This is a genomic window from Rhodoferax sp. RT4P68 (assembly GCF_056521305.1).
In genome coordinates this window covers 1-25,872 of record NZ_JBWMBB010000004.1, presented here as the reverse complement: position 1 = coordinate 25,872, position 25,872 = coordinate 1, and the positions used below count along the sequence as shown (strand labels likewise).

Sequence of the window (25,872 nt, the reverse complement as noted above, 5' to 3'; positions counted from 1 at the left end):
TGTGTGGTTGAAGTTCAGATGGCCTGCGCGGCGCGCAGTGCGGCGATGTCGCTGCTGGCATAGCCGAGTTCGGCCAGGATGCTGTCGGTGTGTTCGCCCAGCGCGGGCACCGGGTCCATGCGCGGGCCGTCGGCCTCGCCACCCCAGCTACCAGGCGGCAGCATGGCGGGCAGCGGTCCTTGCGGCGAGCCGACCTCGGTCCAGCGGCCACGGGCCTGCAGCTGCGGGTGCGCCCAGACCTCGGCCATGGTGTTGACCTGGGCGTTGGCGATCTGGGCCTGCTCCAGCCGCTCGACCACCTGGGCCGCGGTCAACGCGGCAAAGGCGTCCACGATGATCTGGCGCAGCGCCACGCGCTCGGCCACGCGCTTGAAGTTGGCGGTGAAGCGCGGGTCGGTCGTCAGCGCGGGTCGCTGCAGCACGGTGGCGCAGAAGCTCGCCCACTCGCGCTCGTTCTGCAGGCCCAACATCACGGTGCCGCCATCGCCTGCGGGGAAGGGACCGTACGGATAGATCGTGGCGTGGCTGGCGCCCGTGCGCGGCGGCGGCGCGGCGCCTTCGAAGGCGTAGTACAGCGGGTAACTGGTCCACTCGGCCAGCGATTCGAGCATGGAGATGTCGATGCGCTGCCCCTGGCCCGTCTGGCTGCGCTGCATCAGCGCGGCCAGGATGTTGGTGTACGCGTACATGCCGGCTGCGATGTCGGCGATCGACGGGCCGGCCTTGCAGGGCTCGTCCGGCGTGCCGGTGACCGAGACGAAGCCGGCCTCGCTCTGGATCAACAGGTCGTAGGCCTTCTTGTCGCGGTAGGGGCCGGGGTTCACTGGGTCGTCGCCATAGCCCGAGATGTCGCAGACGATCAGGCCGGGCTTGCGCTGCGAAAGTGCTTCATAGCCGATGCCCAGCCGTGCGGCGGCGCCGGGCGCGAGGTTCTGCACCACCACGTCGGCCTTCTCCAATACCAGGCGTTCGAGCACCTTGGCGGCCTCGGGGTGTTTGACGTCCAGCGTCAGGCTTTCCTTGGACCGGTTGGTCCAGACGAAGTGCGAGGCCAGGCCGCGCACGCGCTGGTCGTAGCCGCGTGCGAAGTCGCCGCTGCCCGGGCGCTCGATCTTGATGACCCGCGCGCCCAGGTCGGCGAGTTGGCGGGTGGCGAATGGCGCCGCGATGGCGTGTTCGAGCGTGACGATGGTGATGCCTTTGAGGGGTTGCATGGTGCTTGTCCTTCAGCGCAGCGTTGCGGTGGCGTCCATCGTCAGCCAGCCCTCGTGGTCCGATGCCCACAGGCGCACGGTCTTGCCGTCGGCCTGCAGTGCGCCGTTGACGTGAAAGGGGTGCAGGTCGAAGGTCGGCCGCACGGCCTTGAAGCGGAAGCTGGCCACGTCGGCGCCGGGCATCTGGCGACGCAGCAGGTCCATTAGCAAGGTGGCGATCAACGGGCCGTGCACGATCAGGCCGGGGTAGCCCTCAACCTGGGTCACATACTTGCGGTCGTAGTGGATGCGGTGGCCGTTGAAGGTCAGCGCCGAGTAGCGGAACAGCAGCACGTCGTCGGGCACGATCTCGCGCCTCCACGTGCCTTGCGTGGCGGCCTGCGGCGGGGGTGCCACGTCGTTGGGGCCTTGGGCCTCGCGGTAGACGATGTCGTGGAACTCGACCAGCCCAGGGTCGGTGGCGCCGTTGCAGCGCAGGTCATGCCGCACCTTCACGAACACGAGTTTGCCGGTGCGGCCCTCCTTGACGGTGACGTCGTCGATGGTCGAGGTGCGCGCCACCTGGTCGCCGACGCGGATCGGCGTGTGGAACGTGAACTGGCTGCCCGCCCACATGCGGCGCGGCAGCGGCACGGGGGGCATGAAGCCGCCGCGCTTGGCATGGCCGTCCGGGCCGATGTCGGACTGCCGGTGCTTGGGTAGGAAGTACAGCCAGTGCCACAGCGGTGGCAGCGGCGAGCCGGCGGGCGTGGCGGCGGCGGGGTGGTCCAGCGTGGCGGTGAGAGCGACGACGGGGGCCGTGGTGATGTCGTCGTGGACGGTCTCGCTGCGGCCGATCCAGGTCGCGAGATCGGTGGCGGTCGTGGTTGGGGTGGCGGTCAATCGTGTCTCCGGTTGCGCAGCTGTGGCAGCAGCGATGGACCAGAGTCTCCGCGCGGCAGGGACCTATGTGAATTGCATTATTCGGAAGGATTGATGCAGCGATCGGATGGTTGGCAGCTTGGGTGAACCGCGCCGGGTCGCCGTGCCCGGTCCGCATGCGTCCGCAGGAGACCTGCCCAGCATCACCCCTCAGCGGCGAAGCGATAGAGCGCCTGCGGGTTGCGCACCAGGAGTTGATGCAGATACTCCGGACCCGGAGCGATCTCTGCCAGCGCATCCACCAGCACCCCATCGTCCGGTATGTGCGTGTGGTTGGGGTGCGGCCAGTCGGTGCCCCAGACGCAGTGCTCGGGAAAGCGCTCGACCAGCGTGCGCGCCAGCACCACGCCGTGGCGGTAGCGCTGCGCGGGCGGTGCGTGCGCGTCGATGCGGTCGATGCCGCTGACTTTCACGTAGAAGCGTGGGTTCTCCAAGAGGCGCAGCAGCGCCTGGAAGTCGGCATGCTCCGGCCCGCGCGTGGCGTCCACGCGGCCCATGTGGTCGATCACCACCGGCACCTGGCTGCGTTGCAGCGGCTCGGCCAGTTCGTGCACCAGCTCGCTCTCGAAGTGCACCTGCAGGTGCATGCCGACAGCCGCCAGGCGCGGCGTCAGCGCCAGCACATCGTCCACCGTCACGCCGCCGCTGATGTGCCGCATGAAGTTGAAGCGCACCCCCCGAAAGCCGGCCTGCGCCAGGCGCTGCAGTTCAGCGTCAGGCACGTCGGGCGCGACCAGCGCCACGCCCAGGTAGCGGCCTTCGCCTGCGGCGATGGCGTCCTCCACCACCCGGTTGTCGGTGCCGTGCATGATCGACTGCACGATCACGCAGCGCGCGATACCCAGCTGGCGGTGCAGCGCGAACAAGGTCTCCTTGGGCGCCTCCACCGGTGTGGTGCGGCGATCTGGTGCGTAGGGAAAGCGGGCAACTGGGCCGAACACGTGGACGTGGCTGTCGCAGGCCAATGGGGGCAACTGCAGGCGCGGGGCAGTCGGTTGCTCCAGGTACGTGCGGACGGGGATGGTGGGGTCGGCAATGGCGGTGGACATGGCGGCGTCTTGCAGGTTGGATGTGGATTCAGGCGGCGATCGGCAGGCCGACCAGGCGTTCGAGTTCGGCGTGGTCCAGGCCTTCGACAGCGTCGATCAGCTGCAGGCCGTGCGGCGTGCAGGCCAACGTGGCCAGGTCGGTGTAGATGCGCTTGACGCAGCCGATGCCGGTCAGCGGGTAACTGCAGCGCGGCACGATCTTGCTGGTTCCCTGCTTGGTGAGCAGGTCCATCATGACCCAGGTCTGCTTGGCGCCGATGGCCAGGTCCATGGCGCCGCCCACGGCTGGGATCGCGCCCGGCTCACCGGTGCTCCAGTTGGCCAGGTCGCCGGTGGCGCTGACCTGGAAGGCCCCCAGCACGCAGATGTCCAGGTGGCCGCCGCGCATCATCGCGAAGCTGTCGGCATGGTGGAAGTAGGCGCCGCCGGGCAGCAAGGTCACGGGCTGCTTGCCGGCGTTGATCAGGTCGTAGTCTTCGGCACCTTCGGCCGGCGCCGGGCCCATGCCCAGGATGCCGTTCTCGCTGTGCAGGATGACCTCGCGCCCGGCCGGCAGGTGGTTGGCCACGGCCGTCGGCTGGCCGATGCCCAGGTTCACGACAGCGCCGTCGAAGATGTCGGCGGCCACGCGGGCGGCGAGCTGGTTCTTGCTGCGGCGCTGGTAGGGGGTGTGGGCCATGTTCATGCTGCTTGTTTGAATCCGCCGGCCTGTGTGGCGACGCGGTCGATGCGGACGATGTGGCTGACGAAGATGCCCGGCGTGACGATGGTCTCCGGGTCCAGGCTGCCCAGCGCGACGATCTCGTGCACCGTGGCCACCGTGGTCCGCGCCGCCATGGCCATCACCGGCCCGAAGTTGCGCGCGGCCTTGCGGTACACCAGATTGCCCCAGCGGTCGCCGCGCTCGGCCTGCACCAGCGCCAAGTCGGCGTGCAGGGGGTACTCCAGCACATAGGGCTTGCCGTCGATCTCGCGGGTTTCGCGCCCCTCGGCCAGCGGCGTGCCGTAGCCCGTGGGGCAGTAGAAGGCGCCGATGCCGGCCCCCGCGGCGCGGATGCGCTCGGCCAGGTTGCCTTGGGGCACCAGCTCCAGCTCGATCTGGCCGCTGCGGTACAGCGCGTCGAACACCTGGCTGTCGGGCTGGCGCGGAAAGCTGCAGATGATCTTGCGCACGCGGCCGGCCTGGAGCAGGGCCGCCAGGCCGGTCTCGCCGTTGCCGGCGTTGTTGTTGACGATGGTGAGATCGCGCGCACCTTGTTCGATCAGGCCGTCGATCAGCGCGGTGGGAATGCCCGCCGTGCCGAAGCCGCCCACCATCACGGTGGCGCCGTCGCGCACACCGGCCAGCGCATCGGCCACCGACGCAGAGATCTTGTCGATCATGGTTGCGGACTCAGTGCGAGATGTTCAGCGCCACCAGGAAGCGCGACACCATGTTGTAGGCCGCCACGGTGGCCACCAGCTCCACCACGCCCTGCGGATCGTGGCGCGCGTTGATGCGCTCCATCAGCTCGGCAGGCACCTTGACGTCGCGCGTCATGCGGTCGGTCAGCTCCAGCAGCAGGCGCTCTTCGTCGTTGAACACGTCGCCCGGCACCGCCTCGCGCAGCGCGTCGATCTTGTGCTGCGCAAAGCCCGCCTTGAGCGCATGCGGCACATGGGCGTCGAATTCGAAGGCGGCGTCGTTGAGCACCGCCACGCGCAGGATCACCATCTCGCGCAGGTCGGCCGGCACGCCGGTGCGGTTGCGCACGGCGGTCAGCATGGCCTCCCAGCCGGTGACGATGGGCGCGCTGTTCAGTAGCACCTGGTAGAGCAGGGAGATGCGGCCCCGCTCGGCGAGGATGCGCGATTCGATGGCGGCCAGCTCGGGCCGGGTGCCGGGCACGACGAGGGGCACGCGGATGTGGTCGGTCGTCATGGTGTTTCCTTCGTGCTGCGCACTGCGGGGCTGAGCGCCTTCGGGCGGCCGGGCGGCGCTCACTCTTCGGCCTTGATGTTGCGGGTCTTGATGAGCGTGGCCCACTTGTCCGTGTCGGACTTCAGCAGCGCCGCCAGCTCCTGCGGCGTGGACGACTTGGGCTCGGCGCCGCCATTGAGCAGCTTGGCGTTGACCTGCGGGTCGGCGATTGCCGCGCGCACCGCCTTGTTGAGCTGCTCGACCACGGCGGCCGGCGTCTTCGCCGAGACGAACAGGGCATACCAGTTGTTCGTGTCGACCGCCTTGATGCCTTGCTCCTCGAAGGTCTTGACGTCCGGCAGCGAGGGGTGGCGCTTGCTGGCCGCGATACCGATGGCCTTGAGCCGGCCGCCCTGCACCTGCGCCATGATGGCCGGCACATCGGCGAACACGCCCTTGACCTGGCCGCCCATCAGGTCGGTGAAGGCCGGCGCCATGCCCTTGTAGGGAATGTGCAGGAAGCGCGCGCCGGTCGATTCTTCGAGCTGGATCAGCGCCAGATGCGGAATGCTGCCGGAGCCCGACGACGCCATCGGTGTGGACTCTTTGCCGGCCTTGACGGTCTTGACGAATTCGGCTGCGTCCTTGGCCGCGTCCTGCGCGTTGACCACCAGCACTTCGACGTTGTTGGCCACCAGCGAGACCGGTGCGAAATCACGCTGCGTGTTGTAGGAGAGCTTGGGCACCAGCGTGGGGTTGATGGCGGCGGCGCCGACGCTGGTGATCCACAGCGTGCTGCCATCGGCGTCGGCGCGCAGCGTCTCCATGGCGCCCAGCGCGCCGTTGGCACCGGGCTTGTTCTCCACGATCACCGGGCGCTTGAGTTCGCGGCCCAGCTGCTCGGCCAGCGTGCGCGCGACGAAGTCCACCGGGCCACCGGGGCTGAACGAACTCACGATGCGCACGGGCTTGCCGCTGGTCTGCGCGAAGCCGAGGGGGGCCATGGCCAGGGCGGCCGCTGCCAGCAGGACGTGTCTTTTCTTCATGGGTGTGTCTCTTTCGGATGGGGGGTGGTCAGTCGCAGCGCGCGGTCATGCCGCCGTCGACGATCAGCTCGGTGCCGGTGACGAAGCGGGCCTCGTCGCTGGCCAGGTACAGCGCCGCGCTGGCCGTGTCGCGGCCGTCGCCCATGAAGCCCAGCGGAATGCGCTTGACGCGCGAGGCCAGCAGCGATTCCACATCGCCCCCGGTGCGCTGTTTGGCCAGGCGCACTTCCACCATCGGCGTGTGCAACTGGCCCGGCACCACGGTGTTCACGCGCACGCCGTCGGGTGCATGCTGCACCGCCACCACGCGCGACAGATGGATCACGCCGGCCTTGCTGGCCGCATAGGCCACCTGGGCACTGCCCGTCCAACGCAGGCCGGAGGTGGACGCCACGTTCACGATGGCACCGCGCTTGCGCGCCACCATGTGCGGCAGCACGTACTTGCAGGTCAAGAACACGCTCTTGAGGTTGATGTCGATCTGGCTGTCCCAGGCCTCTTCGCTCAACTCGATGGGGCCGCCCGAGGACGAGCCGCCCACGTTGTTGATCAGCACGTCCGGCGCGCCGTAGGCCTGCAGGCAGGCCTCGACCATCGCCCGCACGCTGGCAGCATCGGTCACGTCGCACAGGCAGGTGGTGATGGACGACGCGGCCTCGCCGGCCAGCGACAGTGTCTCGTCCAGGCGGGCCTGGTCGCGGTCCACCGCCAGCACCTTGGCGCCTTCTTCGGCCAGGCGCACGGCCATGGCCCGGCCGTTGCCCCAGCCCGCGCCGACGCAGCCTGCGCCTGTGACGATGGCGACCTTGGATTCGAATCTCTGCATGTTGGCTCCTGGTGGTGGTGCAGCGCGAAGTGCGCGCTGCGTGCCGCCAGTGTGCGAGGAGCAGGGCAGAAGTTAAACTCGATGGCTCCTATATCAGCTATGTCTGGTGGCTATGGACTTGCGGCAACTGGAATACTTCGTCGCGGTGACCGAACAGGGCAGCTTCAGCCGCGCGGCGGCCACGCTGAACCTGGCGCAGCCCAGCGTCAGCCGGCAGATCGCGCTGCTGGAAGAAGAGCTGGGCCAGCGCCTGCTGGAGCGCACCGGCCGCGGCGTCACACCCACCCCTGCCGGGCAGACCTTGCTGGCGCATGCGCGCGTGATGCTGAACGCTGCCAGCCAGGCGATGTCCGACCTCAAGGAGATGCACGCCGAGCCGGTGGGTCGCGTGGTGGTGGGCCTTCCCAACCGCGTGGCCATGGGCCTGGGCGTGCCGCTGATCCGCGAGTTCCGCCAGCGCTTTCCGAACGCGTTGCTGTCGGTGGTCGAGGGGCTCAGCCTGTCGCTGCGCGAAGGCATGATCGCCGGCCGCATCGACCTGGGCCTGCTGTTCGACCCAGCCCCCACGCCGCTGCTGTCGTATGAAGACCTGATGCGCGAGCGCATGGTGCTGGTGGCGCCCAAGGGCTACCGGCTGCCGGCGCAGGTCAGCCTGGCCGCGCTGGCCGACTTTCCGTTGGTGCTGCCCGGCACGCACAACCCGATCCGCACGCTGGTGGATGCGGTGCTGCTGCCGCGACGCATCACCTTGAACGTGGTGGCCGAAGTGGGCGCTGTGCACACCGCGCTGACGGTGGTCGAGGAGGGCCTGGCCTGCTCCATCCTGCCCGACAGTGCGCTGCACCTGAGCAACCGGCGCGCGCAACTGCAGGTGGCCCCGATCGGCCCCCCCGCCATGCGCAACCTGCTGGTGCTGGCCATGCCGCGCGCGCGGCCGGCCAATCGGCTGGTGACGGAGACGGCGAAGCTGCTGCGGGCACTCGATTTCCGCAAATGAGTTGGTTGCGGCGAAGGCGGTGGCCGATTGATCGGGCCGGTGGGCCTATCAGGGCCATGCCTTCCAAGGGCTTTGCGATCGCTGGGGTCGGGAGGCGGGAGAGGGCTGCTGGAGAGGGAGGCCGCTGGAGAGGGCCGCCCGGCCTGGGGTGCCCGCCGCGGCCGCCCGGTGGACGCGTCCCTCGCCCAGGGGCTCGGGCAACCTGCGGTGCTCGGCCTGCGGGCGCATTGCACAACTCGCACCACTCACTGCGTTCGTTCACCTCGAACAAGTGCAATGAGTCAGTTATTGAGGCGTGCTGCGCCGCCGCCCGCAGTCCTGCGCTCCTCGGCGCGTCCACAGGTTGGCCACGGCGGCCACCCCAGGCCGGGCTACGTGACTGGTGGCTGATGCGCTGCCGGGGGACCGCTCGCTTGACGCGGGCTCGTTCGCCGGACAACCAACGGCCTCTCTCTCGGAACTACCAGCGCGAACCGTGCATCCGAGTCAGCCGCACCGAGCCCGGCATGGGGTACCCCCAGGGCCGGCCCTGCAGATGCGCCGAGGAGCGCAGCGGTATGGGCGGCGGCGCAGCACGCTTCGTGAACTGACTTATTGCACCTGTTCGAGGTGAACGAACGTAGTGAGTGGTGCGAGTTGTGCAATGCGCCCATGCCGCGAGCACCGCAGGGGACCCCGAGCCCCTGGGCGAGGGGCGCTGAGCCGGGCCGGCCCTGGGGGTGCCCCATGCCGGGCGGCCCCCCCCGCACACCCGGCACATCCAGCACAAACAGCGCTCTGCGTCGCTTGGCGCCTGAGCTGCAGGCTGGACGGCGTGGACGGCGTGGTCGCCGCTTGCGGTGCGGCCTGCGTGCTGGTCAGGGCACCAGCCCCGCCACGTCGTCGACTGCCTCCAAGCCCCACAAGCGCTGCAGCAACACCGCAGTGCGCTGCACCCCCAGCACCGGCGCCACCAGCTCGGTGAACTTGTCCCCCAGCTCGGCATCGGAGAGCGGCGCGTCGGGGTCGCCGCGGCGCGTGGGCTGCAGGTGTTCCCACTGCGTGCCGCCCTGCATCGTGATGCGCACCTGCGCGGCGCGCTGGCCGGGGAAGGCAGCGTCGAGCTGGGGGTGCACCGCCAGACGCACGCGCGCCATCAGGCCGCGCAGCGCGGCATCGGCCAAGCGCTCGGGCGTGAAGGCGGCCAGCCGCACGCTGCCGTGGCGCAAGGCCGTGGCCACGACGAACGGCAGGCTGAAGCGCGCCTCGGCGGCAGTCGTCGGCGCCGGGTTGCCGGCCACCTCCAGCGCCGGCCGGTAGGTGGCCACGTCCACCGTGTCGATGGCGTCCCAGGCCAGGCCGTGGGTCTGCTGCAGATGCAGCGCGCCGTCGATGGCGGCGAAGGTGTGGCCGCAGCAGGTGTGGTTCTTGAAGGTCATGGCCTGGACGTTGTAGACCTGCCCCAGGTCGCCCAGCACGGCCTGCCAGTCCGGGTTGTCGCCCATGGCCCGGCCCATGCCGAACTCACCCTCCAGCACGTCCAGCGAGCCGATCACGCCGCGGGCGGCCAGTTGCGCCGCCAGCACGCCCCCTTCGGCCGCGCGGCCGGCGTGCAAGGGCTTGGACATAGAGTCCATGCGGAAGGCCTGCTGCAGCCCGGCCGCAAAGGTGGCGCAGGTGGTCAGGGCATGCGTGAACTGGGCCGGCGGCAGCCCCAGCAGCGAGGCGGCGGCCGCCGCTGCGCCAAAGGTGCCCACGGTGCCGGTGTTGTGCCAGTAGCGGTAGTGCGCGCGCCCCAGTGCGCGGCCGATGCGGGTGGAGACCTCGTAGCCCGCCACCACGGCGCGCAGCAGTGCATCGCCGCTGCTATGCAGGGCCTGTGCCTGGGCCAACGCGGCGGCAATCGTCGGCGCGCCGGGGTGGTAGATGGCCTCGCGGTAGATGTCGTCCACCTCGGTCGTGTGGGCGGCCGTGCCGTTGATGAGCGCCGCCGCACGCACCGTGGCCGCGCGTCCCAGCGCCAGCCGGGCGCCACCCCGGTCCAGGTCGTCGGCCAGCGCCTGTTCCATCAGGGTGGCGGGCGCGCACACCGCGCCGGAGACCAGGGCACCGGCCCAGTCGACCACCGCCCGCTTGGCGTGGTGCATCACCTCGGGTGACAGCGGGGCTGCCTGCAGGCCGGCGCCGAATTGGCCGAACTTCTCGCACACATACATCTTGGAATCCTCCGGAATCGATGGTCAGAAATGGGGTGCTGCCGATGATGGGCCAGGGCCGCCGCGCCGGGGTGGCCATCGGCATTCCATTTGGTGCGGGAGCCATGACCAAGGCGAATGCCTCGCCGGGCGAGGGCCGCCACATGATCGACGCCACCCCCACTACAGCCCCTCATCACCATGGACTTCAACCTCTCCGAAGAACACCAGGCCTTTGCCGACAGCGTGGCCCGCTTTGCCCAGGACAAGCTGGCCGACGGCGCGCTGGCCCGCGCGCACGCCGCCGAGTACCCCTGGGACACGGCCCGGCTGCTGGCCGCACAAGGCCTCTTGGGCATTGCCTTCCCCGAGGCCGATGGCGGCCAGGGCGGCACGCTGATGCACGCCGTGCTGGCGATCCAGCAGATCGCGCTGGTCTGCCCCAAGAGCGCCGACATCGTGCAGGCCGGCAACTTCGGCCCCATCCGCACCTTCGTCGAATACGCCACGCCGGCGCAGAAGGCGCGCTACCTGCCCGACCTGCTGGCCGGCCGCAAGCTGATCTCGCTGGGCATGACCGAGCCGGACGCGGGCTCTGCCGTGACCGAGCTGAAGACCACGGCCACGCCCGATGGTGCGCACTTCCGCATCAAGGGCAGCAAGGTGTTCTCCACCCACAGCCCGGAGGCCGCGCTGTTCCTGGTCTACGTGCGCTTCGGCCCCGGCGTGAACGGCATCGGCTCGGTGCTGGTGGAGCGCGGCACGCCGGGCTTCGAGATCGGCAAGGCGTCCAGCTTCATGAACGGCGAGCAGTGGTCGCCGCTGTTCTTCGACGACTGCCGCATCCCGGCAGAGAACGTGTTGCTGGGCGAGGGAGGCTTCAAGAAGCAGATCGCCGGCTTCAACGTGGAACGGCTGGGCAATGCCTCACGCGCGCTGGCGCTGGGCCGCCATGCCTTCAACCTGGCGCGCGAACACGCGTTGACGCGGGTGCAGTTCGGCCGCGCGCTGTGCGAGTTCCAGGGCCTGCAGTGGAAGTTCGCCGACATGGCGATGAAGCTGGAGCAAGCGCAGCTCATGCTCTACCGCGCCGCGCTGGAAGGCGAACACGGCCTGCCCAGCGCGCAGAGCACGGCCATGGCCAAGCTGGCCTGCAACCTCGCCGGCTGGGAGGTGGCCAACGAGGCGCTGCAGGTGATGGGCGGCCTGGGCTTCAGCCAGGAATCGCTGGTGGAGTACTGCGTGCGCCGCACGCGCGGCTGGATGATTGCCGGCGGCTCCATCGAGGTGCTGAAGAACCGCATCGCCGAAGGCGTGTTCGAGCGCAGCTTCTCCCAGCGCGCCGCCAAGACCTGATCCCCACTTCCTCGCGCCTTTCCCTCGAACCTCACGGAGACAACCCCCATGCAAAGACTTTTCCGATCCCTCGCCGTGCTCACCGCGCTGGCCTGTGCCGCCACATTCAGCCACGCCGACCCCAGCTACCCCAACAAGCCCGTGCGCATCGTCGTCGGCTACCAGGCCGGCGGCCCCACCGACATGGTGGCGCGCCTGCTGGCCGCCAAGCTGCAGGTGGCGCTGGGCCAGGCCTTCGTGGTGGACAACCGCGCCGGTGCCGGCTCCAACATCGCGTCCGAAGCGGTGGCCGCTGCCGCGCCTGACGGCTACACGCTGCTGGTGGCCGCAGCGCCCATGACCATGAACGGCTCGATCTATAAAAACCTGCGGTACGACGCCGAGAAGAGCTTCGCGCCCATCTCGCGCATCTCATCGGCTCCCGGAGTGCTGGCCGTGCGCATCGGCCTGCCAGCGACGTCGATCGCTGAGCTGGTGGCGCTGGCCAAGGCCAAGCCCGGCGCGCTGACCTACGGCACCACCGGCCTGGGTGGCACCCAGCACATGGCGACCGAACACTTTCAGCGGCTGACCGGCACCCGTTTGCTGCATGTGCCCTACAAGGGCGGCAGCGGCGCGCTGGCCGATTTGATCGCAGGCCATGTGGACCTGGCCTTCATGACCTCCACCGGCGCCATGTCCACGCTGGAGGCAGGCAAGGTGCGGCCGCTCGCCGTGGCCGGGCCCAAGCGCCTGTCCGGCATCCCCAACGTGCCGACCTTCGCCGAGGTCGGCCTGCCCGACATGCTCTCCGATTCCTGGAACGGCCTGCTGGCGCCCGCCGGCACGCCGCCAGACATCGTGCGCAAGCTGCACGAGGCCGTGGCGAAGGCCGTGCAGGCCCCCGACGTGCGCGCCAAGCTCGAATCGCAGGGCGCGCAACTGGTCGGCAACTCGCCCGACGAATTCCGCAAGGAGATCAGTGACGAAGTGCGCCACTGGAAAGCCCAGTTCTCGCAGATCAAGATCGACAACAACTGAAACCCATGAACGACCACCACACCCTCGACGCTGGCGCGCTGGCACGCGTGCTACTGCAGCCCGCCAGCATCGCGCTGGTCGGCATCTCCGACGACCCCACCAAGACCAGCGGGCGCCCGCTGCTGTTCCTGCGCCGCGCTGGCTTTGCCGGCCGCCTCTACCCGATCAACCCCAAGCGCGAGCAGGTGCAGGGCGAGCGTGCCTGGCCCAGCCTGGCCAGCCTGCCCGAGGTGCCCGAGCATGTCTTCGTGCTGACGCCGACCGACAGCGTGCTGCCCACCGTCGCCGAATGTGCGCGGCTGGGCGTGCCGGTGGTCACCATCCTGGCCAGCGGCTTCTCCGAATCGGGCGCCGAGGGCGCGGCGCGTGAGCAGGCCTTGCGCGACCTGGCGCGCAGCACCGGCATCCGCATCCTGGGCCCCAGCAGCCTGGGCCTGGTGCGGCCGGCCAGCGGCCTGGTGCTGACAGCCAATGCCGCCTTCGCCGAGCCCGACATGCCGCAGGGCGGTCTGTTCGTGGCCTCGCACAGCGGCAGCATGATCGGCGCGCTGGTCTCGCGCGGCAAGGCGCGCGGCGTGGGTTTTGCCGGCCTGGTCTCGGTCGGCAACGAGGTCGACCTGTCCATCGGCGAGATCTGCATGGCCACGCTGGACGACCCCGCCATCGAGGGTTACCTGCTGTTCCTGGAAGGCCTGCGCCACGGCGACACGCTGCGCGCGTTTGCCCGCGAGGCTGCGCGGCGCGGCAAGCCCGTGGTGGCCTACAAGCTCGGCCGCTCGGCCGCAGCGGCCGAGATGGCGGCCACGCACACCGGTGCGCTGGCCGGTGAAGACGATGTGGCCGACGCCCTGCTCAAAGACTTGGGCGTGGTGCGTGTGGACATGCTGGATACCTTTCTCGAAGTGATGCCGTTGGCGCGCAGGCTGCAGGCGCAGCCGGCCGGTGCGCGGCCCCGTCGCGTGGGCGTGGTCACCACCACGGGCGGCGGCGCTGCGATGGTGGTGGACCAGCTCGGCGTGCGCGGCGTGGTGGTCGAGCCGGCATCTGCGGCCACGCTGGCCCGGCTGGCGGCGGCGCAACTGCCGGCCACGCCGGGCCGTGTGCTCGACCTCACGCTGGCCGGTGCGCGCTACGACATCATGAAAGGCGCGCTGGACATCCTGCTGCAGGCGCCCGAGTTCGATCTGGTGGTGGCGGTGGTGGGCTCGTCCGCGCGCTTCAACCCCGACCTGGCCGTCAAGCCCATCCTGGATTGCGCCGGCCATGCCACGCCGCTGCTGGCCATGCTGGTGCCCGACGCGCCGCAGGCCCTGGCGGCATTGACGCAGGCCGGCGTGCCGTGCTTTCGCTCACCGGAGTCCTGCGCCGACGCCATCGCGTCCGTGCTGGCGCGCCGCGCACCCGGCACGCCGCCGGCCGAAGGGCATGCCGCGCTGCCGCCCGGCCGCGCACTGAGCGAGGCGCAGGCCTATGCGGTGCTGGACGCGCTGCAGGTGCCGCACGCTCCCGCTGTGGTGGCGCCGCTGGATGGGCCAGCGCCGGCGCTGCCCTTCGCCTACCCGGTGGTGGCCAAGGTCTGCTCGGCGAACATCCCGCACAAGACCGAGGTCGGCGGCGTGGTGCTGGGCATCGCCGACGCGCATGGGCTGGCGCAGGCCATGGCCACGCTGCGCGACAACCTGCGGCAGCGCGCGCCCGGCGTGGTGTGCGACGAGGTGCTGGTGCAGCCCATGCGCGGCGGCCTGGCCGAGGTGCTGCTGGGCTACCGCGTGGACGCCGAGGCCGGCCCCATGGTGATGCTGGCCGCCGGTGGCATCTGGGCCGAGGTGATGCGCGACCGCAGCATCCGGCTGGCGCCGGTGTCGCTGGAGACGGCGCACGACATGGTGCGCGAGGTGCGCCTGCTGCAAACCGTGGCCGGCCTGCGCGGCAAGGCGCGTGGCGACCTGGACGCGCTGGCCCGCGCCATCGTGCAGCTGTCGCAACTGGCGCTGCGGCCGGATCTGCGCATCCGCGAGGCCGAGGTCAACCCGCTGATGGTGCTGGCCGAAGGGCAGGGCGTGCTGGCGGTGGATGCGCTGGTGCTGCAGGGGTGACGGCTTGGCGGGCCGTGTGCCGCATCCACGGCATGCCAGTCGTCGCGCTCAGCCCGCGCCGTCGCGCCGCGTCAGCGCGGCCTCTTCCAGCAGCCAGTCGCGAAAGGCCGCGATCTTGCCGGAGAAGCGCTGCAGCGTCGGCGTGACCAGGTAGTGCCCCTTGCCGGTCGCCACCGGCCGGCCGAAGGGCTGCAGCAGCCGGCCTTGCTGCAGGTCGGTGTCCAGCATGTACTTCTGGCCCATGGCAATGCCCAGCCCATCGACGGCGGCCTGCCAGGTCAGCGCCGAGCTGCTGAAGGTCATGGTGTCGGCGCCATCCAGCAGGTCCGCGCGCTCGACGGCACGCAGCCAGGTGGCCCAGTCGCTCTTGCGGTATTTGGCCACCAGCCGGCGCTTGCGCAGCAGGTAATCGGGAAAGCGCGCGTGGCTGTGGCCCTCGGCCAGCAGCGCAGGCGCGCAGACCGGCTCGATGATGTCCTCGAGCAGCAGCGTGGCGTTGGCATCGTGCCAATGGCCGTCGCCCAGCACCACGGCCATGTCGCAGTTCTCGGCGCTGAAGTTCAGCGGCGTCGTGCGGTTGTCCACGGCCACTTCGATGTCGGGATGTCGGGCCTTGAAGGCCGGCAGCCTCGGGATGAGCCAGCGCGCCGTGAGCGTGGTGTAGGTGCGCAGGCGGATGCGCTGGTCCGCGTACTGGCTGGTCACCAGGCTGGTGGCGCTGGCGATCGCCTGAAAGGCCGGTGCGATGCGCCTTGCGTAGGCCTCGCCGACCTCGGTCAAGCGCACGCCGGCGCGCTCGCGCTGGAAGAGCTGCAGGCCCAGGTATTCCTCCAGCACCGCCACCTGGCGGCTGACGGCCGACTGGCTCACGTGCAGCTCGTCTGCGGCATGCGTCAGATTGCCCAGGCGCGCTACAACCTCGAAGACGCGGAGGGGGTTGAGCGGGGGGATTTTCATGGCGGCGGCGGAGCGCTGCGGATTGTAGGAGTCCGCTTGCGCGGCGGCCGCCGGCGCGTGACGTGGCCGCCAGCGCAGTGAGCGCGTGGAGCGCGCTCAGCGCTGGGCCGTGAACATGGTCCGCACGGTCTGCGTGAACCGTGGCCGCATGCGGGCGCTCCAGGCCGTGTTGCGCACCGCCAGCCAGTCTGGCGAGCCCAGCGCTTCCTGCGTCACCAGGTCGTAGCAGGCCAGCGACTGCGGCCCCTGGTCAAGGTTCCAGTAGCGCTGCGCGCGCACGCAGCCGGCCACGTCGGCCAGACCGGGCAGGTGCTCGGTGTCGTACCAGCGCTGCAACTCCACGTCGAAGCCGGCTTCGGGCGTCATCTCCACGACGTAGTGGAACGGCGCAGGCGCGCCACTGCTGCGGCCTGCGATCTCGTGCATCAACGTGAGCCGTGCCACTTGCACCTGGGCTGCGGGTTCGGCCACGCCGGCCAGCGCACAGGCAACACGGTGCGACAGTGCGATGCGGCCGGGCAGTGTGAGGTACAGGTAGGCCATGCCGGCCTCTGCGGACCATGCGCATCGACCGAGCGCAGCGCCCAGTTCTCTGCAGGCGGGCAGCTTGGCAAGGTGCTGCGCGAGCGCGGCAACGTCAGGCTGCGGGCCGTGCAGCCGCAGCAGCACGACATCGGTGGGCAGGCAGTCGGATGGCATGGACGTTGTCAGCCCCAATTGCACAGCAGAGGGCCATCTGGGGCGTTCAGGTGATCAGTCAATGACGATGCCCGCTTCCTTCACCGCCTTGCCGATCTTGACAATGTCGGCCGCGATCAACTGCTTGAACTGTGCCGGCGTGGACTGCGTGGGCACGAAGGACAGCTCGGCGAACTTGGCTTTGAGCGTCGGCGCCTGCACGGCCTTGCCGATCTCGGCGTTCAGGCGTGTGACCAGTGCGGCGGGCAGGTCGGCCGGGCCCCAGATGCCGTACCAGGACAGCAGCTCGAAGCCGGGCATGCCGCTTTCTGCCAGCGTGGGCACATCGGGCAGCGATGGGATGCGCGTCTTGCTCGTGACCGCCAACGGCCGCAGGCGGCCAGCCTGCACGAAGGGCGTCACGCCCGGCATCGGCGAGATGGCGGCCGAGACATGGCCGCCGACCACGTCGGTCAACTGCGGCACGGCGCCCTTGTAGGCCACGATCTGCATCTGCAGACCCAGCGCGCGGTTGACCATCTCCTCGCTCAGGTGGCTGGTCGTGCCCAGGCCCGACGTGGCCCAGGTGTACTTGCCGGGGTTGGCCTTGGCCAGCTGCACGAACTCGGCCATGGTCTTGGCCGGCACGTCGTTGTTCACGGCGACGATCAGCGGCACGAAGCCGATCTGGCCGATGGGCGTGAAGTCGCGCTCGGCGTCGTAGGTCTTCTTGGCCACCACAAGCGGCAGGTAGGCCTGGCTGGAGGCGTTGAACAGCAGCGTGTAGCCATCGGCCTTGGCCTTCCTCACGTTCATCGCGCCGAGCAGGCCCGAGGCACCAGGCGTGTTCTCGATCACGATGGCCTGGCCCATCTGGCGCTGCAACTGGTCGGCCACCATGCGCCCCACGGTGTCGATGGAGCCGCCCGGGGTGTAGGGGATCACCATACGGATCGGCTTGTTCGGATAGTCCTGCGCGGCCGCGATGCCGCCGGTGAACAGGGCAGTGCCGACCACGGCGATGTGCAGGGCGGTGCGGATGAGGGGCTTGAACATGGGGAGTCTCCGGTTGCTGTGAATGCGGGGGAAGTGCTGCGCCCGCCACGCGGCGCAGCGTGCTGGGCGCGGGTGACGCGCGGTGTGCCGTGTCAGGCGGCGGTCTGCGCCAGAAACACGCGGTGGGCGAATGCGGCAATCGCATCGGCCATGGCGCGCGGCTGCTCGGGTGCCAGCGCGTGGCCGGCGTCACGAATCACCTGCACCGTGACGCGCTCGCCCAGGTAGGGCTTCATCACGTTGGGCACGACCACGGCGTCGTATTCGGCCTGCAGATCCAGGATCGGCACGTGCGTGCCGGCCGAAAAATAGTCGTCCACCGGCGTGTTGATGCGCGCATGGCTCTGCGCTTCGTGCGTGGCCGTGCTCCAGCCGTCGAGCCAGACGCGCGGGTCATGGCCCGGCGCGAAGAAGGCGCGTTGCAGGCAGTCGATGCGCTGCGCTTCAGTCAGGCGCATGTCGCCCGAACCGTCGATGGCGTCGCGCAGTCGGCTGAAGGGCTTTTCGGTAGAGCCGGGCGGCAGCTTGCCGGCGGACGCGGCCGCCATCACGACGCCGCACACCAGGTCGGGCCGGTCGGCCGCCAGCATGCGCGCCGGCTGGCTGCCCCAGGCGTGGCCGACGACGACGACCGGGCCGCTCTTCACGTGGTCCAGCACCGCCGCCACATCGGCCGCAAAGTCATGGATGCTGAGCCCGTGCATCGGGCCCTGGCTTTGGCCGAAGCCCCGCGGGTCGGGCCGGATCACGCGAAAGCCGTCCAGCTGCAGGGAGGCCGCCACCTCGTCGTAGTCGCGGCCTGAGCGTGCCAGCGAAGGCAGGATGCAGACCACCGGCCCGCGGCCCTGGTCGGCGTACTCGATTTGCACCTCGGCATCGCTGTGCGGCGGGCGGTAGCGCACCAGATGGCGTGGTGCGGCGCTTGTCTCGGTGGTGGTGTTGTGCATGGGCTGGAGTCTGGCCCGCGACGGGGTGCGCCAGAAGGGGCGGGCTCCTATACCAGCTATGTCCTTTGGCTATGCGGGCCGGCCAAATGCCTGGCACTGGCCTGTGCGGCAACGTGCGCGTCGCAGCGATGGCTGAACGGCAGCACGCGCGACCACCGGTCTCGCACGCAGACAACCATCAACAGCCCTCGGGTTCGGGCCTTGAAGCCGCCGTGTGACGGCGCTGAAGGTCTAGTTGGCGCGCTCTATGCGCACTGTCACGGCCCCAGGCCGGTCGTACAGCTTCGCCCCGCCTTCGATGCGGCCGAGCAAGATGATCCCCGGCTGCGGCACCGACCCGTTGGCGTAGTAGATGACGAAGTCGCCGTCGCTCCACAGGCCCAGATCACCGTTCGAGAACGCGACAGTGCGTGGCTGGTCCGGCAGCGGTTTGGGCAGGCGCCCGGTCTTCTCCTGGCGCAGGTGGTCGCGCATGGGCAGCTCCAGCGGCAGCATGCGCAGCAACGCGGCGGCGCCGGGGTGGTCGGCCAAGGTGGCGGTCACGGTTCCCCATTCCGACACGATGCGGATCTTCTCGCCGGCCATGGCGGGCAGGGCCATCGCCAGTACGCCGGCCGCAACAGCTTGGCCCACGGATTTCAGTTTCATCCTGTCTCTCCTTGCAGAGCTGACATTTTCCATTGGTTGGAATCGGGCGCTTTCGCGCGCGGTCATGGGCCAGTACAAAGGCCAGTGGCCGGTGCCGCACACCCGTGCGGCGTTCCACCGCGTCGCGCTTCAGCTCGCTTCACACCATCTGACGGAGACAGACATGTCCAGACCCATCGCGCACCCCCCTCGCCTCGCCGACCCACTGCGGCCCAGTTCCGCGCCGCTGCGCCGCCGCAGGCTGCTGGTCGCAGGCGTGGCCAGCGTCGCGGCCTTTACGGGTTGTGCCGCGACACGATCGGGCGCGCCGGCACGCCGCAGCTTCAACTCCGCGGGCGTCGAGATCAGCTACCTGCAAGCCGGCGAAGGTGAGACGGTGGTGCTGGCGCACGGCTTTTCCAGCAGCGCCCAGCAGCAGTGGGTGGACACCGGCGTGTTCCAGAAACTGGCGGCGCGCTACCGCGTGTTCGCGCTCGACGGCCGGGGCCATGGCGCCAGCGGCAAGCCGCACGATGCGGCCCAGTACGGCCCCCAGGCCGCCGCCGATGCCATCCGCATGCTGGACCACATCGGCCAGGCGCAGGGCCACATCGTGGGCTATTCACTCGGCGCAATTCTGAGCGGCTACCAGGTCACCCAGACGCCGCAGCGCTTCAAGACCTGTGTGCTCGCCGGTGCCACGCCGCGCTTTCGCTGGACTGCGGAGGACCAGCGCAAGCTGGACATCGAGGCGGACGAGATGGAGCAAGGTTCGAAGAAGTCGCAGATTCTGCGCCTGTGGCCCAAGGACAAGCCGCAGCCGACGGACGCGCAGATCCGCGAGATGTCGGCCAGGGATCTGGCGGGCCAGGACTACCGGGCGCTGGCCGCGTCGCGCCGTGGCGGCTCGCGCGCGCTGATCACGCCGGCCCAGGTGGCCGCGATCCGCGTGCCGACGCTGGGCGTGGTCGGCACATCGGACCCGTACCTGGCTGAGTTCCGCGCGATGCAGGCGATGAATCCGGCGATGGAGCTGGTGACCATCGAAGGGGCCTCGCATTCGACGGCGCCGGGGCGGCCGGAGCTGGCGGCTGCGGTGCTGGACTTTCTGGGGCGGCACCGGGGGTGATCGGCTGCACCGCAGGCGTCATCACTGCGGCATCGCGCCACGCGCAGCGCGGGCGCGGACCACGACCCACCCGAGGCACCCCGTCATCAACACCGCAAAGCCAGCCAGCGTCCACATCAGCCCGTTGCCACCAACGGCCTTGATGGCGCTGCCCGCCAGCAGCGGCCCGACGATGGCCGTGGCGGTGTAGACCATGGAGACCACGCTCATGTTGTGCGCCATGTTGCCGCCCGGGGTCTTGGCGCTGGCGATGAGTGCCAGCGTCAGGTAGACCGTGACCAGCCCGCCCAGCGCGAACACGGCGATGTGCAGCTGCACCAGCGGCAGCGCGAAGCACAGCGCCACCGACACCAGCGCGCCGCCCACGCTGCAGCACAGGCAGGCAAAGGCCACGCCGCGGTGGTCGGCCAGCCAGCCGGCCACGTACTGCAGCAGCAGGCCGCCGGCGCCGAACGAGATCAACAGGCTGGCGATCTGCGGTGCGTCCAGCCCGTGCGCCCTGGCGCCCCCTGCAACCCCGGCAGCTGGCCCAGCCACAACGAGGAGGCGAACAGGCTGAGCTGCACGGTGGTGGCGCCCTGCTGCTCCAGCCACAGCGGCAGCACCACGAAGGGAATGCCGAACTGGCCCACCTGGGCCAGCGTGGAGGTGGCGTTGAGCGCCGCCAGGCTGCGCCAGGCCTGGCGCAGCGGGTCGATGGGCCGGTCGTTGGTCAGGTGGCCGAACACGTGAAGCTGTCGGCCTTGGCGGGGTCGCCGGAGCCCTTGTAGCGGGGGAATTGGGGGTACGGGCAGACCGGCCGCTGCAGCGCGGGCACCGTGCTGCCGCTCTGGTAGCGGGTGGCGACCAGGCTGTCTGGCGCCGTGCCGCGTTCGACCCAGGCGTCCAGCGCGCTCAGCAGGTCGATCGACAGCGGGCTGGTGCCCGGGCCGTCCAGCTCATGGCCGACGGAGGGCGAGGTCAGCATGCGCGCAAAGCCCTGCACCTTGCTGGCGCCCAGGCGCTGCTGCACCGAGCCGAGGTAGTCGGCCGTGCGGTAGATGCTGACGCAGCTGTCGGAGTTGCCATACCAGATCAGCAGCTTGCCGCTGCGGTCGGCAAAGGCGGCCAGGTCGGGGTCGGTGGCGTCGATCATGTTGGCCAGGCGCAGGTAGTCGGCCTGGAAGGCTGTGGGGTCATGGCTCAGCAGATCGGTGGCGGGGCTGCGGGTGACGAGTTTCGCCGCCTCCGATGCCGCCATGTAGTTGAACGAATCGCGCGCCTCGAAACTGGAGCCGAACAGGTAGACCTGCCAGTCCGACGTGCCCGCGCCGCCACGGCCGAAGCGCGGGTAGCCGCGCTCGCCGCGCGACACCGCCACGCCGGTGTCTTGGGCGCTGTAGATCAGCCGGACCGATTCGATCTGGCCGGCGGTCAGGCAGCTGGCGTTGTCGGCACCGGTGCAGAGCAGATCGGTGGGCACGTAGTGGCAGGCCAAGGGGTTGCCGATGATGCCGTCCTGCAGGCCGTCCAGGCCGTCGCAGGCGGCCATTTCGGCCTGGGCGAACAGCGTGATCTTCTGCGGGCTCAGCCAGTTCTCGCGTGCCTGGAAGATGTGGCGCAGCACGGTGGGCCCCAGGTTGGTCTGGTGCGCCTGCTGGCTGATGGCGGGCTCCATCGCCACCACGCCGTCGTAGTCGCCAGGGTACTTCTGGGTGGCCGCCAGGCCCGAGCGCCCGCCGTTGGAATGGCCCATGTGGTAGCGGCGGGCGGGGGCCTTGCCGTAGAACTCGGTGGCGATGGCGGTGCCCACCGCCAGCACGAAGTGGTTGGCATCGAAGGCATGGTTGCGCAGCGCCACGTCGCTGGCGCCCCAGGCGAAGCCCGGCCCCTGGTGGCCGGAGTCCGAGCTGATCTTCACGTAGGGGTTGGCCGCCGGCCCCACCAGACGCTGGTACCAGGGGTCGTCGGTGGGGATGAAGCCGTCGAACCCGCCACCGCCGATGGTCAGGGTCTTGCCGTTCCAGCCCGCTTGCGCCGGCAGCTCCACCGCCCACTGGACGGTGGACTCGGCCGAAGAGACGATCTGCCCGCGCACGATGCACACCTCGGGCAAGGTGGCCGAGGCCTGGCGCAGCTCCGTCGCGGTGACGGTGGCGGCATGCGGCAGGGCAGCGGTGCGGTAGTCGGCACAGGCCTGCGCCAGGGGCTTGGCGGCGGGCGGGGCATCGTCGCTGCTGCCACCGCAGCCGGCCAGGCCCAGGGTGGCAATTGCCGCCAGGGCGCCCAGGGCGTGCGACATGGGGAGGGGTGGGCGCTTGTGCGTGCGGCGTGCCGCGGGATGGCGATGGGACATGGGGGTTGGCTCCTGCTGTGATGGTTTTTCGAAGCGCCGGCCGCAAGCCGGTGCCTGACCGGCACGGTACGAGGCAGGGGGGTGCTTGCGACGTCTGCAAATGCAGACGGATGCTGCGTGGGCAGGCGCGCGCGGTCAGCCTGGCGCGACGCGACGAGTGCGATCGGCCGAGCGGGTGACCCGCCTCAGGCCTTGCGCAGCGCCGCGACCAGCTCGGGCTTGTTGCGCACGCCGAGCTGGGCGTAGGCACTGCGCAGGTAGGTGCGCACCGTGGCCGGCGTCAGGCCCAGCGTTGCGGCAATCTCCTTGCTGGAGTGCCCGCTGGCGTACAGCGTGGCCGCGCCCAGCTCGCGCGGCGACAGCGGGGCCTTGTGCTCGCGCGAGGGCAGGCTGATCGCCGTCAGCGGGCCACAGGGCTCCAGCCGCAGCCGGCACGCCTTGCCCGCCGTGAAGCTGCTGGGCCGGTCGCGCACGGCGCGCAGCACGGGTGCTGGCAGCACCGAGCCATCCCACTGCGCGTACGCGGCCTTGAGCGCCAGGCCGATGCGCATGCCCACGAAGAGCAGCGTGCCGCCGCGGTCGGCCAGGGCGTGGCCGTCCCACGCGCGGCTGGCCGGCGCGGCGGGCACCCGTTCCAACGCGCAGCGCCAGTGGTGCAGCAGGTGCGAGACGAACGCGCCGAACAGCACCTCGTCCTGCGCCGTGAAGGCGGCATGCGCCTGCCGGCGGTAGACGGAGACGAAGAACATCAGGCCGCTGTGGGGCAGCGTGTCGGTGATCGCCATGCAGTGGTACAGGCCGTGCCGGCGGCTGAACGCGTCGACATCCGGGGGCGGGGGCAGCAGGCCGTCGGCATCGCTCTGGCGTACCACCGCGCCCAGCTGTGCGATGGACTGCAGCGCGAAGTCGTCGCGCGTGGAGAGCTGGTTCCATTCCTGCGCGAAGCTGCGCGCCAGCCCGATGCTGCCGTGCAGCCAGTTCTGCGGCGCGGCCTGGCTGGTACCGGCCGACACCTCGCCCCACCACGCGGCATCGAAGGGCACCAGCGTGCGCAGGATGTGGACGGACTCCTGCAGTAGGGTCTGGGGCGCGGCCGAGCGTGCGGAGTCGGCCAGCTGCAGCAAGCTGGTGCTGAGGGCGTGCAGGGGCGCGAAGGCCGCGTCGCCGGGCGCGGGAGGTCGTGTGGCGGCAGGTTGCGAGCTCGGGTCGGAGAGGTTGGGAATCATCTGCGCTGTGCCGATATGCAGAAGATTAGGTGACAGATTTGGCGCTGAAATTGTTGGCCTCGGATATCAGGGCGTTGGCCGCCATCTTGCCGAAGGCATTGGCCGCTTTGGGGCTGTCTCCGGTGATCAGCTTGCGGTCATGGAAACAGCTGCCATCGGCTTTCGTGTTGATGATCTCGACGCCCAGGGCTTTGAGCTTTTCGCCGAAGTACCACGGCATGTGTCCAGGCATGTAGCCGAACAGCGGCGTCATCTTGTCTACGCTATCGGGAAAGACTGCCATCTTGTACCCCTTGTACAGAAATGCGTCGTTGGTTCCTCCGAGGGTGGCGGCGAGTAGCGCGGCCGGACCATGGCAGATCGACAGCAGGTACCTGTTGCCGTGGTAAGTCCACCGCAACAGTGTCTGCAGATCGGAGTTCTCCGGCAGCCCGAGCATGGCCCCATGCCCTCCTGGGATGAAAACCGCAATATAGAGATCGGCGTCTTCCATCGCGCCTTCGACGAGACGCCTCAAAGAGCTGGGGTTCTCGAACTTGTGCCGGTATCTGGCGTGGATACTGTTGACAGCTTCATCGTCCTGCGGCATCGCCCACATTTCAATCTTGACCGGGCTGCCGGTGGGCGTGCAGATGTCGACCTCGAACCCTGCCTTTTCGAAGTGCAGCATCGGGACCAGCATCTCTACCGGGTGATTGCCTGTGGAGAAACGCTTGCCGTTGCGCATCGTCATGTAGCGCTCTTCAGTGCAGACCATGAGCACCTTGAATCGGCCCGCGCCGTAGGCGTTCGGGTAGACCGCGTGGTCGTAGTCGGTCTTGCGGCTCGTGGCCAACTTCAAAGCCAGCGGCGATGGACTGAATCCACCCTGGTCGTCTAGCTTCGGTTCCAGCCCAATTGCCTTCTTGAGGATCGACATCGCGTTGTCTCCAGGTTATTGAATTTTGACGCACCGACCTCTGTGAATCGCAATTGCTGCGCATGGAGATCTTGTGTGTGGAGCGTGTGGGCTCGCCCCGACTGTCGACCGCTCGGACCCCACGCTCAACGCGCGAGGCCCACGGCATCCATCACGAAGCGGAACACCAGGGCCACCAAGGCCAGTGCACCGACGCTGGAAGCCCAGATCGCCAACAGCCATCCGAGACGGCGCAGCCACTGGGGGGGTGTGCGGTCAGTGGTAGCCATCGCTGTGCCGCACCTTGCCACGGAACACGTAGTAGCTCCAGGCGGTGTACATCAAGATGGCGGGGATGATCAACAGCGCCCCCACCAGTGCAAAGCCGAGACTTTGCGGCGGGCCTGCTGCCTGCCAGATGGAAATGCCGGGGGGAATGATGTTGGGCCACAGGCTGATACCCAAACCCGTATAGCCGAGAAACATCAGGCACAGCGTGAGGACGAATGGCGAGGCATGTTCCTGCCCTGCAATCTTCTTGAGCAGAGACCGGGCCACCAGAAGAACCAGCAATGGCACCGGCGCAAAGTACAACAGGTTGGGCAGACTGAACCAACGCTGCGCAATGCCCGCATGCTGCAACGGGGTCCAGACACTCAGCGCGGCGATCACGCCCAGCATGGTCCACACCAGAGGCTTGGCTAGTGACCGCATCCGCTGCTGCAGCTCGCCTTCTGTTTTCATGATGAGCCAAGTCGCGCCCAGCAAAGCGTAGGCGGCCAGCAAGGCGACCCCACAGAACACGGAGAACGCTGAGATCCAGTCGAACGGGCCGCCCACGAAGTTGCCGTCGACGACGCTCATGCCGTTCAGATACGCGCCGAGCGTGATGCCCTGGAAGAACGTGGCGGTGATGGACCCCCCGATGAACGCCGCGTCCCACCAGCGGCGCGTGTTCGCACTTGCCTTGAATCGAAACTCGAAAGCCACGCCGCGGAAGATGAGCCCGATCAGCATCAGGATCAACGGCAGATAGAAGGCGCTGAGGATCACCGCATATGCCAGCGGGAACGCCGCCAGCAGTCCTGCACCGCCCAACACCAGCCATGTCTCGTTGCCATCCCAGACGGGTGCCACCGTGTTCATCATCACGTCGCGGTCGGACTTGTCCGCCACCAGCGGAAACAGGATGCCGATGCCCAGGTCGAACCCGTCCATGATGACGTACATCATGATGCCGAACAGGATGATCACGGCCCAGATCAAAGGAAGATCAATACCCATGGCGCGTCTCCTGAGCTAGTGTCCTGTCGCAAAAATAACTTGCACGATTTTTGCAAGCCTTTCGGTATATTGGTTGCCGGAGGCAGAGATGCGTCAGATGCGTGCGGATGCGGTTATCGAGCTGGGACAGGAAGAG

General features: G+C 69.2%; 26 protein-coding genes. 5 read left to right on the top strand and 21 right to left on the bottom strand.

What is annotated here, in order from left to right:
• Nucleotides 1-14: 14 nt before the first annotated feature.
• From AC099J_RS09570 to AC099J_RS09535, 8 genes are all read right to left on the bottom strand, one after another.
• Nucleotides 15-1,214, bottom strand: a complete 1,200-nt coding sequence (locus AC099J_RS09570) for a CaiB/BaiF CoA transferase family protein (RefSeq protein ID WP_479615019.1) — start codon at nt 1,212-1,214, stop codon at nt 15-17.
• 12 nt (nt 1,215-1,226) lie between these two features.
• Entirely contained in the window at nt 1,227-2,096 is an 870-nt protein-coding gene (locus AC099J_RS09565) for an HTD2 family dehydratase (RefSeq protein ID WP_479615018.1), read from the bottom strand.
• Nucleotides 2,097-2,278: 182 nt separating this feature from the next.
• Nucleotides 2,279-3,184: an amidohydrolase family protein gene (locus AC099J_RS09560; protein ID WP_479615017.1), complete on the bottom strand. Its 906-nt coding sequence runs from the start codon at nt 3,182-3,184 to the stop codon at nt 2,279-2,281.
• A 28-nt stretch (nt 3,185-3,212) separates the two neighbouring features.
• On the bottom strand, nt 3,213-3,863 hold the full coding sequence (locus tag AC099J_RS09555) for a 3-oxoacid CoA-transferase subunit B (RefSeq protein WP_479615016.1): 651 nt from the start codon (nt 3,861-3,863) through the stop codon (nt 3,213-3,215).
• A 2-nt stretch (nt 3,864-3,865) separates the two neighbouring features.
• Nucleotides 3,866-4,567, bottom strand: coding sequence for a 3-oxoacid CoA-transferase subunit A (locus AC099J_RS09550; protein ID WP_479615015.1), 702 nt, complete (start codon nt 4,565-4,567; stop codon nt 3,866-3,868).
• A 10-nt stretch (nt 4,568-4,577) separates the two neighbouring features.
• The gene (locus AC099J_RS09545; RefSeq protein ID WP_479615014.1) at nt 4,578-5,105 is read right to left on the bottom strand and encodes a carboxymuconolactone decarboxylase family protein; all 528 of its coding nucleotides are present in this window, start codon (nt 5,103-5,105) and stop codon (nt 4,578-4,580) included.
• Nucleotides 5,106-5,164: 59 nt separating this feature from the next.
• Nucleotides 5,165-6,130 (bottom strand): Bug family tripartite tricarboxylate transporter substrate binding protein, encoded by a 966-nt coding sequence (locus tag AC099J_RS09540; RefSeq protein WP_479615013.1) that lies wholly within the window; start codon nt 6,128-6,130, stop codon nt 5,165-5,167.
• A gap of 28 nt (nt 6,131-6,158) precedes the next feature.
• Nucleotides 6,159-6,956 (bottom strand): SDR family NAD(P)-dependent oxidoreductase, encoded by a 798-nt coding sequence (locus tag AC099J_RS09535; protein ID WP_479615012.1) that lies wholly within the window; start codon nt 6,954-6,956, stop codon nt 6,159-6,161.
• Between the two features lie 112 nt (nt 6,957-7,068).
• Between AC099J_RS09535 and AC099J_RS09530 the strand changes: the two genes are divergently transcribed.
• On the top strand, nt 7,069-7,953 hold the full coding sequence (locus AC099J_RS09530) for a LysR family transcriptional regulator (protein WP_479615011.1): 885 nt from the start codon (nt 7,069-7,071) through the stop codon (nt 7,951-7,953).
• A gap of 857 nt (nt 7,954-8,810) precedes the next feature.
• On the opposite strand, the gene AC099J_RS09525 is transcribed toward AC099J_RS09530, so the two are convergent.
• Nucleotides 8,811-10,148, bottom strand: coding sequence for an MmgE/PrpD family protein (locus AC099J_RS09525; RefSeq protein ID WP_479615010.1), 1,338 nt, complete (start codon nt 10,146-10,148; stop codon nt 8,811-8,813).
• Nucleotides 10,149-10,328: 180 nt separating this feature from the next.
• Here AC099J_RS09525 and AC099J_RS09520 point away from each other — a divergent pair, with 180 nt between their 5' ends.
• Genes AC099J_RS09520 through AC099J_RS09510 form a run of 3 tightly spaced genes read left to right on the top strand, consistent with a single transcriptional unit; the run spans nt 10,329 to nt 14,599 of the window.
• Nucleotides 10,329-11,483: an acyl-CoA dehydrogenase family protein gene (locus AC099J_RS09520; protein ID WP_479615009.1), complete on the top strand. Its 1,155-nt coding sequence runs from the start codon at nt 10,329-10,331 to the stop codon at nt 11,481-11,483.
• Between the two features lie 48 nt (nt 11,484-11,531).
• Nucleotides 11,532-12,503, top strand: a complete 972-nt coding sequence (locus AC099J_RS09515; protein ID WP_479615008.1) for a tripartite tricarboxylate transporter substrate binding protein — start codon at nt 11,532-11,534, stop codon at nt 12,501-12,503.
• A gap of 5 nt (nt 12,504-12,508) precedes the next feature.
• Nucleotides 12,509-14,599, top strand: coding sequence for an acetate--CoA ligase family protein (locus AC099J_RS09510; protein ID WP_479615007.1), 2,091 nt, complete (start codon nt 12,509-12,511; stop codon nt 14,597-14,599).
• Between the two features lie 48 nt (nt 14,600-14,647).
• On the opposite strand, the gene AC099J_RS09505 is transcribed toward AC099J_RS09510, so the two are convergent.
• From AC099J_RS09505 to AC099J_RS09485, 5 genes are all read right to left on the bottom strand, one after another.
• A complete protein-coding gene (locus tag AC099J_RS09505; protein WP_479615006.1) occupies nt 14,648-15,556 on the bottom strand; it encodes a LysR substrate-binding domain-containing protein in 909 nt (302 codons plus the stop codon).
• A gap of 96 nt (nt 15,557-15,652) precedes the next feature.
• A complete protein-coding gene (locus AC099J_RS09500; protein ID WP_479615005.1) occupies nt 15,653-16,255 on the bottom strand; it encodes a hypothetical protein in 603 nt (200 codons plus the stop codon).
• 54 nt (nt 16,256-16,309) lie between these two features.
• A complete protein-coding gene (locus tag AC099J_RS09495; RefSeq protein WP_479615004.1) occupies nt 16,310-17,290 on the bottom strand; it encodes a Bug family tripartite tricarboxylate transporter substrate binding protein in 981 nt (326 codons plus the stop codon).
• A 92-nt stretch (nt 17,291-17,382) separates the two neighbouring features.
• Nucleotides 17,383-18,237, bottom strand: coding sequence for an alpha/beta fold hydrolase (locus AC099J_RS09490; RefSeq protein ID WP_479615003.1), 855 nt, complete (start codon nt 18,235-18,237; stop codon nt 17,383-17,385).
• A gap of 231 nt (nt 18,238-18,468) precedes the next feature.
• On the bottom strand, nt 18,469-18,885 hold the full coding sequence (locus AC099J_RS09485; RefSeq protein WP_479615002.1) for a cyclophilin-like fold protein: 417 nt from the start codon (nt 18,883-18,885) through the stop codon (nt 18,469-18,471).
• 163 nt (nt 18,886-19,048) lie between these two features.
• Here AC099J_RS09485 and AC099J_RS09480 point away from each other — a divergent pair, with 163 nt between their 5' ends.
• The gene (locus tag AC099J_RS09480) at nt 19,049-19,993 is read left to right on the top strand and encodes an alpha/beta fold hydrolase (protein WP_479615001.1); all 945 of its coding nucleotides are present in this window, start codon (nt 19,049-19,051) and stop codon (nt 19,991-19,993) included.
• Nucleotides 19,994-20,014: 21 nt separating this feature from the next.
• Here the strand turns inward: AC099J_RS09480 and AC099J_RS09475 are convergent, their stop codons facing one another.
• The 7 genes from AC099J_RS09475 to cydB all read right to left on the bottom strand — a co-directional run bounded on the left by AC099J_RS09475 (nt 20,015) and on the right by cydB (nt 25,736).
• Nucleotides 20,015-20,455, bottom strand: a complete 441-nt coding sequence (locus AC099J_RS09475; RefSeq protein ID WP_479615000.1) for an MFS transporter — start codon at nt 20,453-20,455, stop codon at nt 20,015-20,017.
• Nucleotides 20,452-20,721: a hypothetical protein gene (locus AC099J_RS09470; protein WP_479614999.1), complete on the bottom strand. Its 270-nt coding sequence runs from the start codon at nt 20,719-20,721 to the stop codon at nt 20,452-20,454. Before AC099J_RS09470 ends, AC099J_RS09475 begins: the two co-directional genes overlap by 4 nt.
• Nucleotides 20,706-22,274 carry a tannase/feruloyl esterase family alpha/beta hydrolase gene (locus AC099J_RS09465; RefSeq protein WP_479614998.1) on the bottom strand — a complete coding sequence of 523 codons (1,569 nt, stop codon included), beginning with the start codon at nt 22,272-22,274 and terminating at the stop codon, nt 20,706-20,708. The genes AC099J_RS09470 and AC099J_RS09465 overlap by 16 nt, the downstream gene beginning before the upstream one ends.
• Nucleotides 22,275-22,513: 239 nt before the next feature.
• Complete coding sequence (locus AC099J_RS09460) at nt 22,514-23,554, bottom strand: helix-turn-helix transcriptional regulator (protein WP_479614997.1); 1,041 nt, start codon at nt 23,552-23,554, stop codon at nt 22,514-22,516.
• 25 nt (nt 23,555-23,579) lie between these two features.
• A complete protein-coding gene (hchA, locus tag AC099J_RS09455) occupies nt 23,580-24,473 on the bottom strand; it encodes a glyoxalase III HchA (protein ID WP_479614996.1) in 894 nt (297 codons plus the stop codon).
• 125 nt (nt 24,474-24,598) lie between these two features.
• Nucleotides 24,599-24,742 (bottom strand): DUF2474 domain-containing protein, encoded by a 144-nt coding sequence (locus tag AC099J_RS09450; RefSeq protein ID WP_479614995.1) that lies wholly within the window; start codon nt 24,740-24,742, stop codon nt 24,599-24,601.
• Nucleotides 24,729-25,736 carry a cytochrome d ubiquinol oxidase subunit II gene (cydB, locus tag AC099J_RS09445; protein WP_479614994.1) on the bottom strand — a complete coding sequence of 336 codons (1,008 nt, stop codon included), beginning with the start codon at nt 25,734-25,736 and terminating at the stop codon, nt 24,729-24,731. The genes AC099J_RS09450 and cydB overlap by 14 nt, the downstream gene beginning before the upstream one ends.
• Nucleotides 25,737-25,872: the final 136 nt, after the last annotated feature.

Bases quoted from the DNA above. Each gene is read 5' to 3' on its own strand.
- hchA (WP_479614996.1), bottom strand. From the start codon at position 24,473: ATGTCGATCCTCAAGAAGGCAATTGGGCTGGAACCGAAGCTAGACGAC.
- AC099J_RS09500 (WP_479615005.1), bottom strand. From the start codon at position 16,255: ATGCCATCCGACTGCCTGCCCACCGATGTCGTGCTGCTGCGGCTGCAC.
- AC099J_RS09525 (WP_479615010.1), bottom strand. From the start codon at position 10,148: ATGTATGTGTGCGAGAAGTTCGGCCAATTCGGCGCCGGCCTGCAGGCA.
- AC099J_RS09535 (WP_479615012.1), bottom strand. From the start codon at position 6,956: ATGCAGAGATTCGAATCCAAGGTCGCCATCGTCACAGGCGCAGGCTGC.
- AC099J_RS09560 (WP_479615017.1), bottom strand. From the start codon at position 3,184: ATGTCCACCGCCATTGCCGACCCCACCATCCCCGTCCGCACGTACCTG.
- AC099J_RS09495 (WP_479615004.1), bottom strand. From the start codon at position 17,290: ATGTTCAAGCCCCTCATCCGCACCGCCCTGCACATCGCCGTGGTCGGC.
- AC099J_RS09545 (WP_479615014.1), bottom strand. From the start codon at position 5,105: ATGACGACCGACCACATCCGCGTGCCCCTCGTCGTGCCCGGCACCCGG.
- AC099J_RS09490 (WP_479615003.1), bottom strand. From the start codon at position 18,237: ATGCACAACACCACCACCGAGACAAGCGCCGCACCACGCCATCTGGTG.
- AC099J_RS09505 (WP_479615006.1), bottom strand. From the start codon at position 15,556: ATGAAAATCCCCCCGCTCAACCCCCTCCGCGTCTTCGAGGTTGTAGCG.
- AC099J_RS09550 (WP_479615015.1), bottom strand. From the start codon at position 4,567: ATGATCGACAAGATCTCTGCGTCGGTGGCCGATGCGCTGGCCGGTGTG.
- AC099J_RS09480 (WP_479615001.1), top strand. From the start codon at position 19,049: ATGTCCAGACCCATCGCGCACCCCCCTCGCCTCGCCGACCCACTGCGG.
- AC099J_RS09515 (WP_479615008.1), top strand. From the start codon at position 11,532: ATGCAAAGACTTTTCCGATCCCTCGCCGTGCTCACCGCGCTGGCCTGT.
- AC099J_RS09460 (WP_479614997.1), bottom strand. From the start codon at position 23,554: ATGATTCCCAACCTCTCCGACCCGAGCTCGCAACCTGCCGCCACACGA.
- AC099J_RS09465 (WP_479614998.1), bottom strand. From the start codon at position 22,274: ATGTCGCACGCCCTGGGCGCCCTGGCGGCAATTGCCACCCTGGGCCTG.
- AC099J_RS09510 (WP_479615007.1), top strand. From the start codon at position 12,509: ATGAACGACCACCACACCCTCGACGCTGGCGCGCTGGCACGCGTGCTA.
- AC099J_RS09570 (WP_479615019.1), bottom strand. From the start codon at position 1,214: ATGCAACCCCTCAAAGGCATCACCATCGTCACGCTCGAACACGCCATC.
- AC099J_RS09520 (WP_479615009.1), top strand. From the start codon at position 10,329: ATGGACTTCAACCTCTCCGAAGAACACCAGGCCTTTGCCGACAGCGTG.
- AC099J_RS09530 (WP_479615011.1), top strand. From the start codon at position 7,069: ATGGACTTGCGGCAACTGGAATACTTCGTCGCGGTGACCGAACAGGGC.
- AC099J_RS09555 (WP_479615016.1), bottom strand. From the start codon at position 3,863: ATGGCCCACACCCCCTACCAGCGCCGCAGCAAGAACCAGCTCGCCGCC.
- AC099J_RS09485 (WP_479615002.1), bottom strand. From the start codon at position 18,885: ATGAAACTGAAATCCGTGGGCCAAGCTGTTGCGGCCGGCGTACTGGCG.
- cydB (WP_479614994.1), bottom strand. From the start codon at position 25,736: ATGGGTATTGATCTTCCTTTGATCTGGGCCGTGATCATCCTGTTCGGC.
- AC099J_RS09450 (WP_479614995.1), bottom strand. From the start codon at position 24,742: ATGGCTACCACTGACCGCACACCCCCCCAGTGGCTGCGCCGTCTCGGA.
- AC099J_RS09540 (WP_479615013.1), bottom strand. From the start codon at position 6,130: ATGAAGAAAAGACACGTCCTGCTGGCAGCGGCCGCCCTGGCCATGGCC.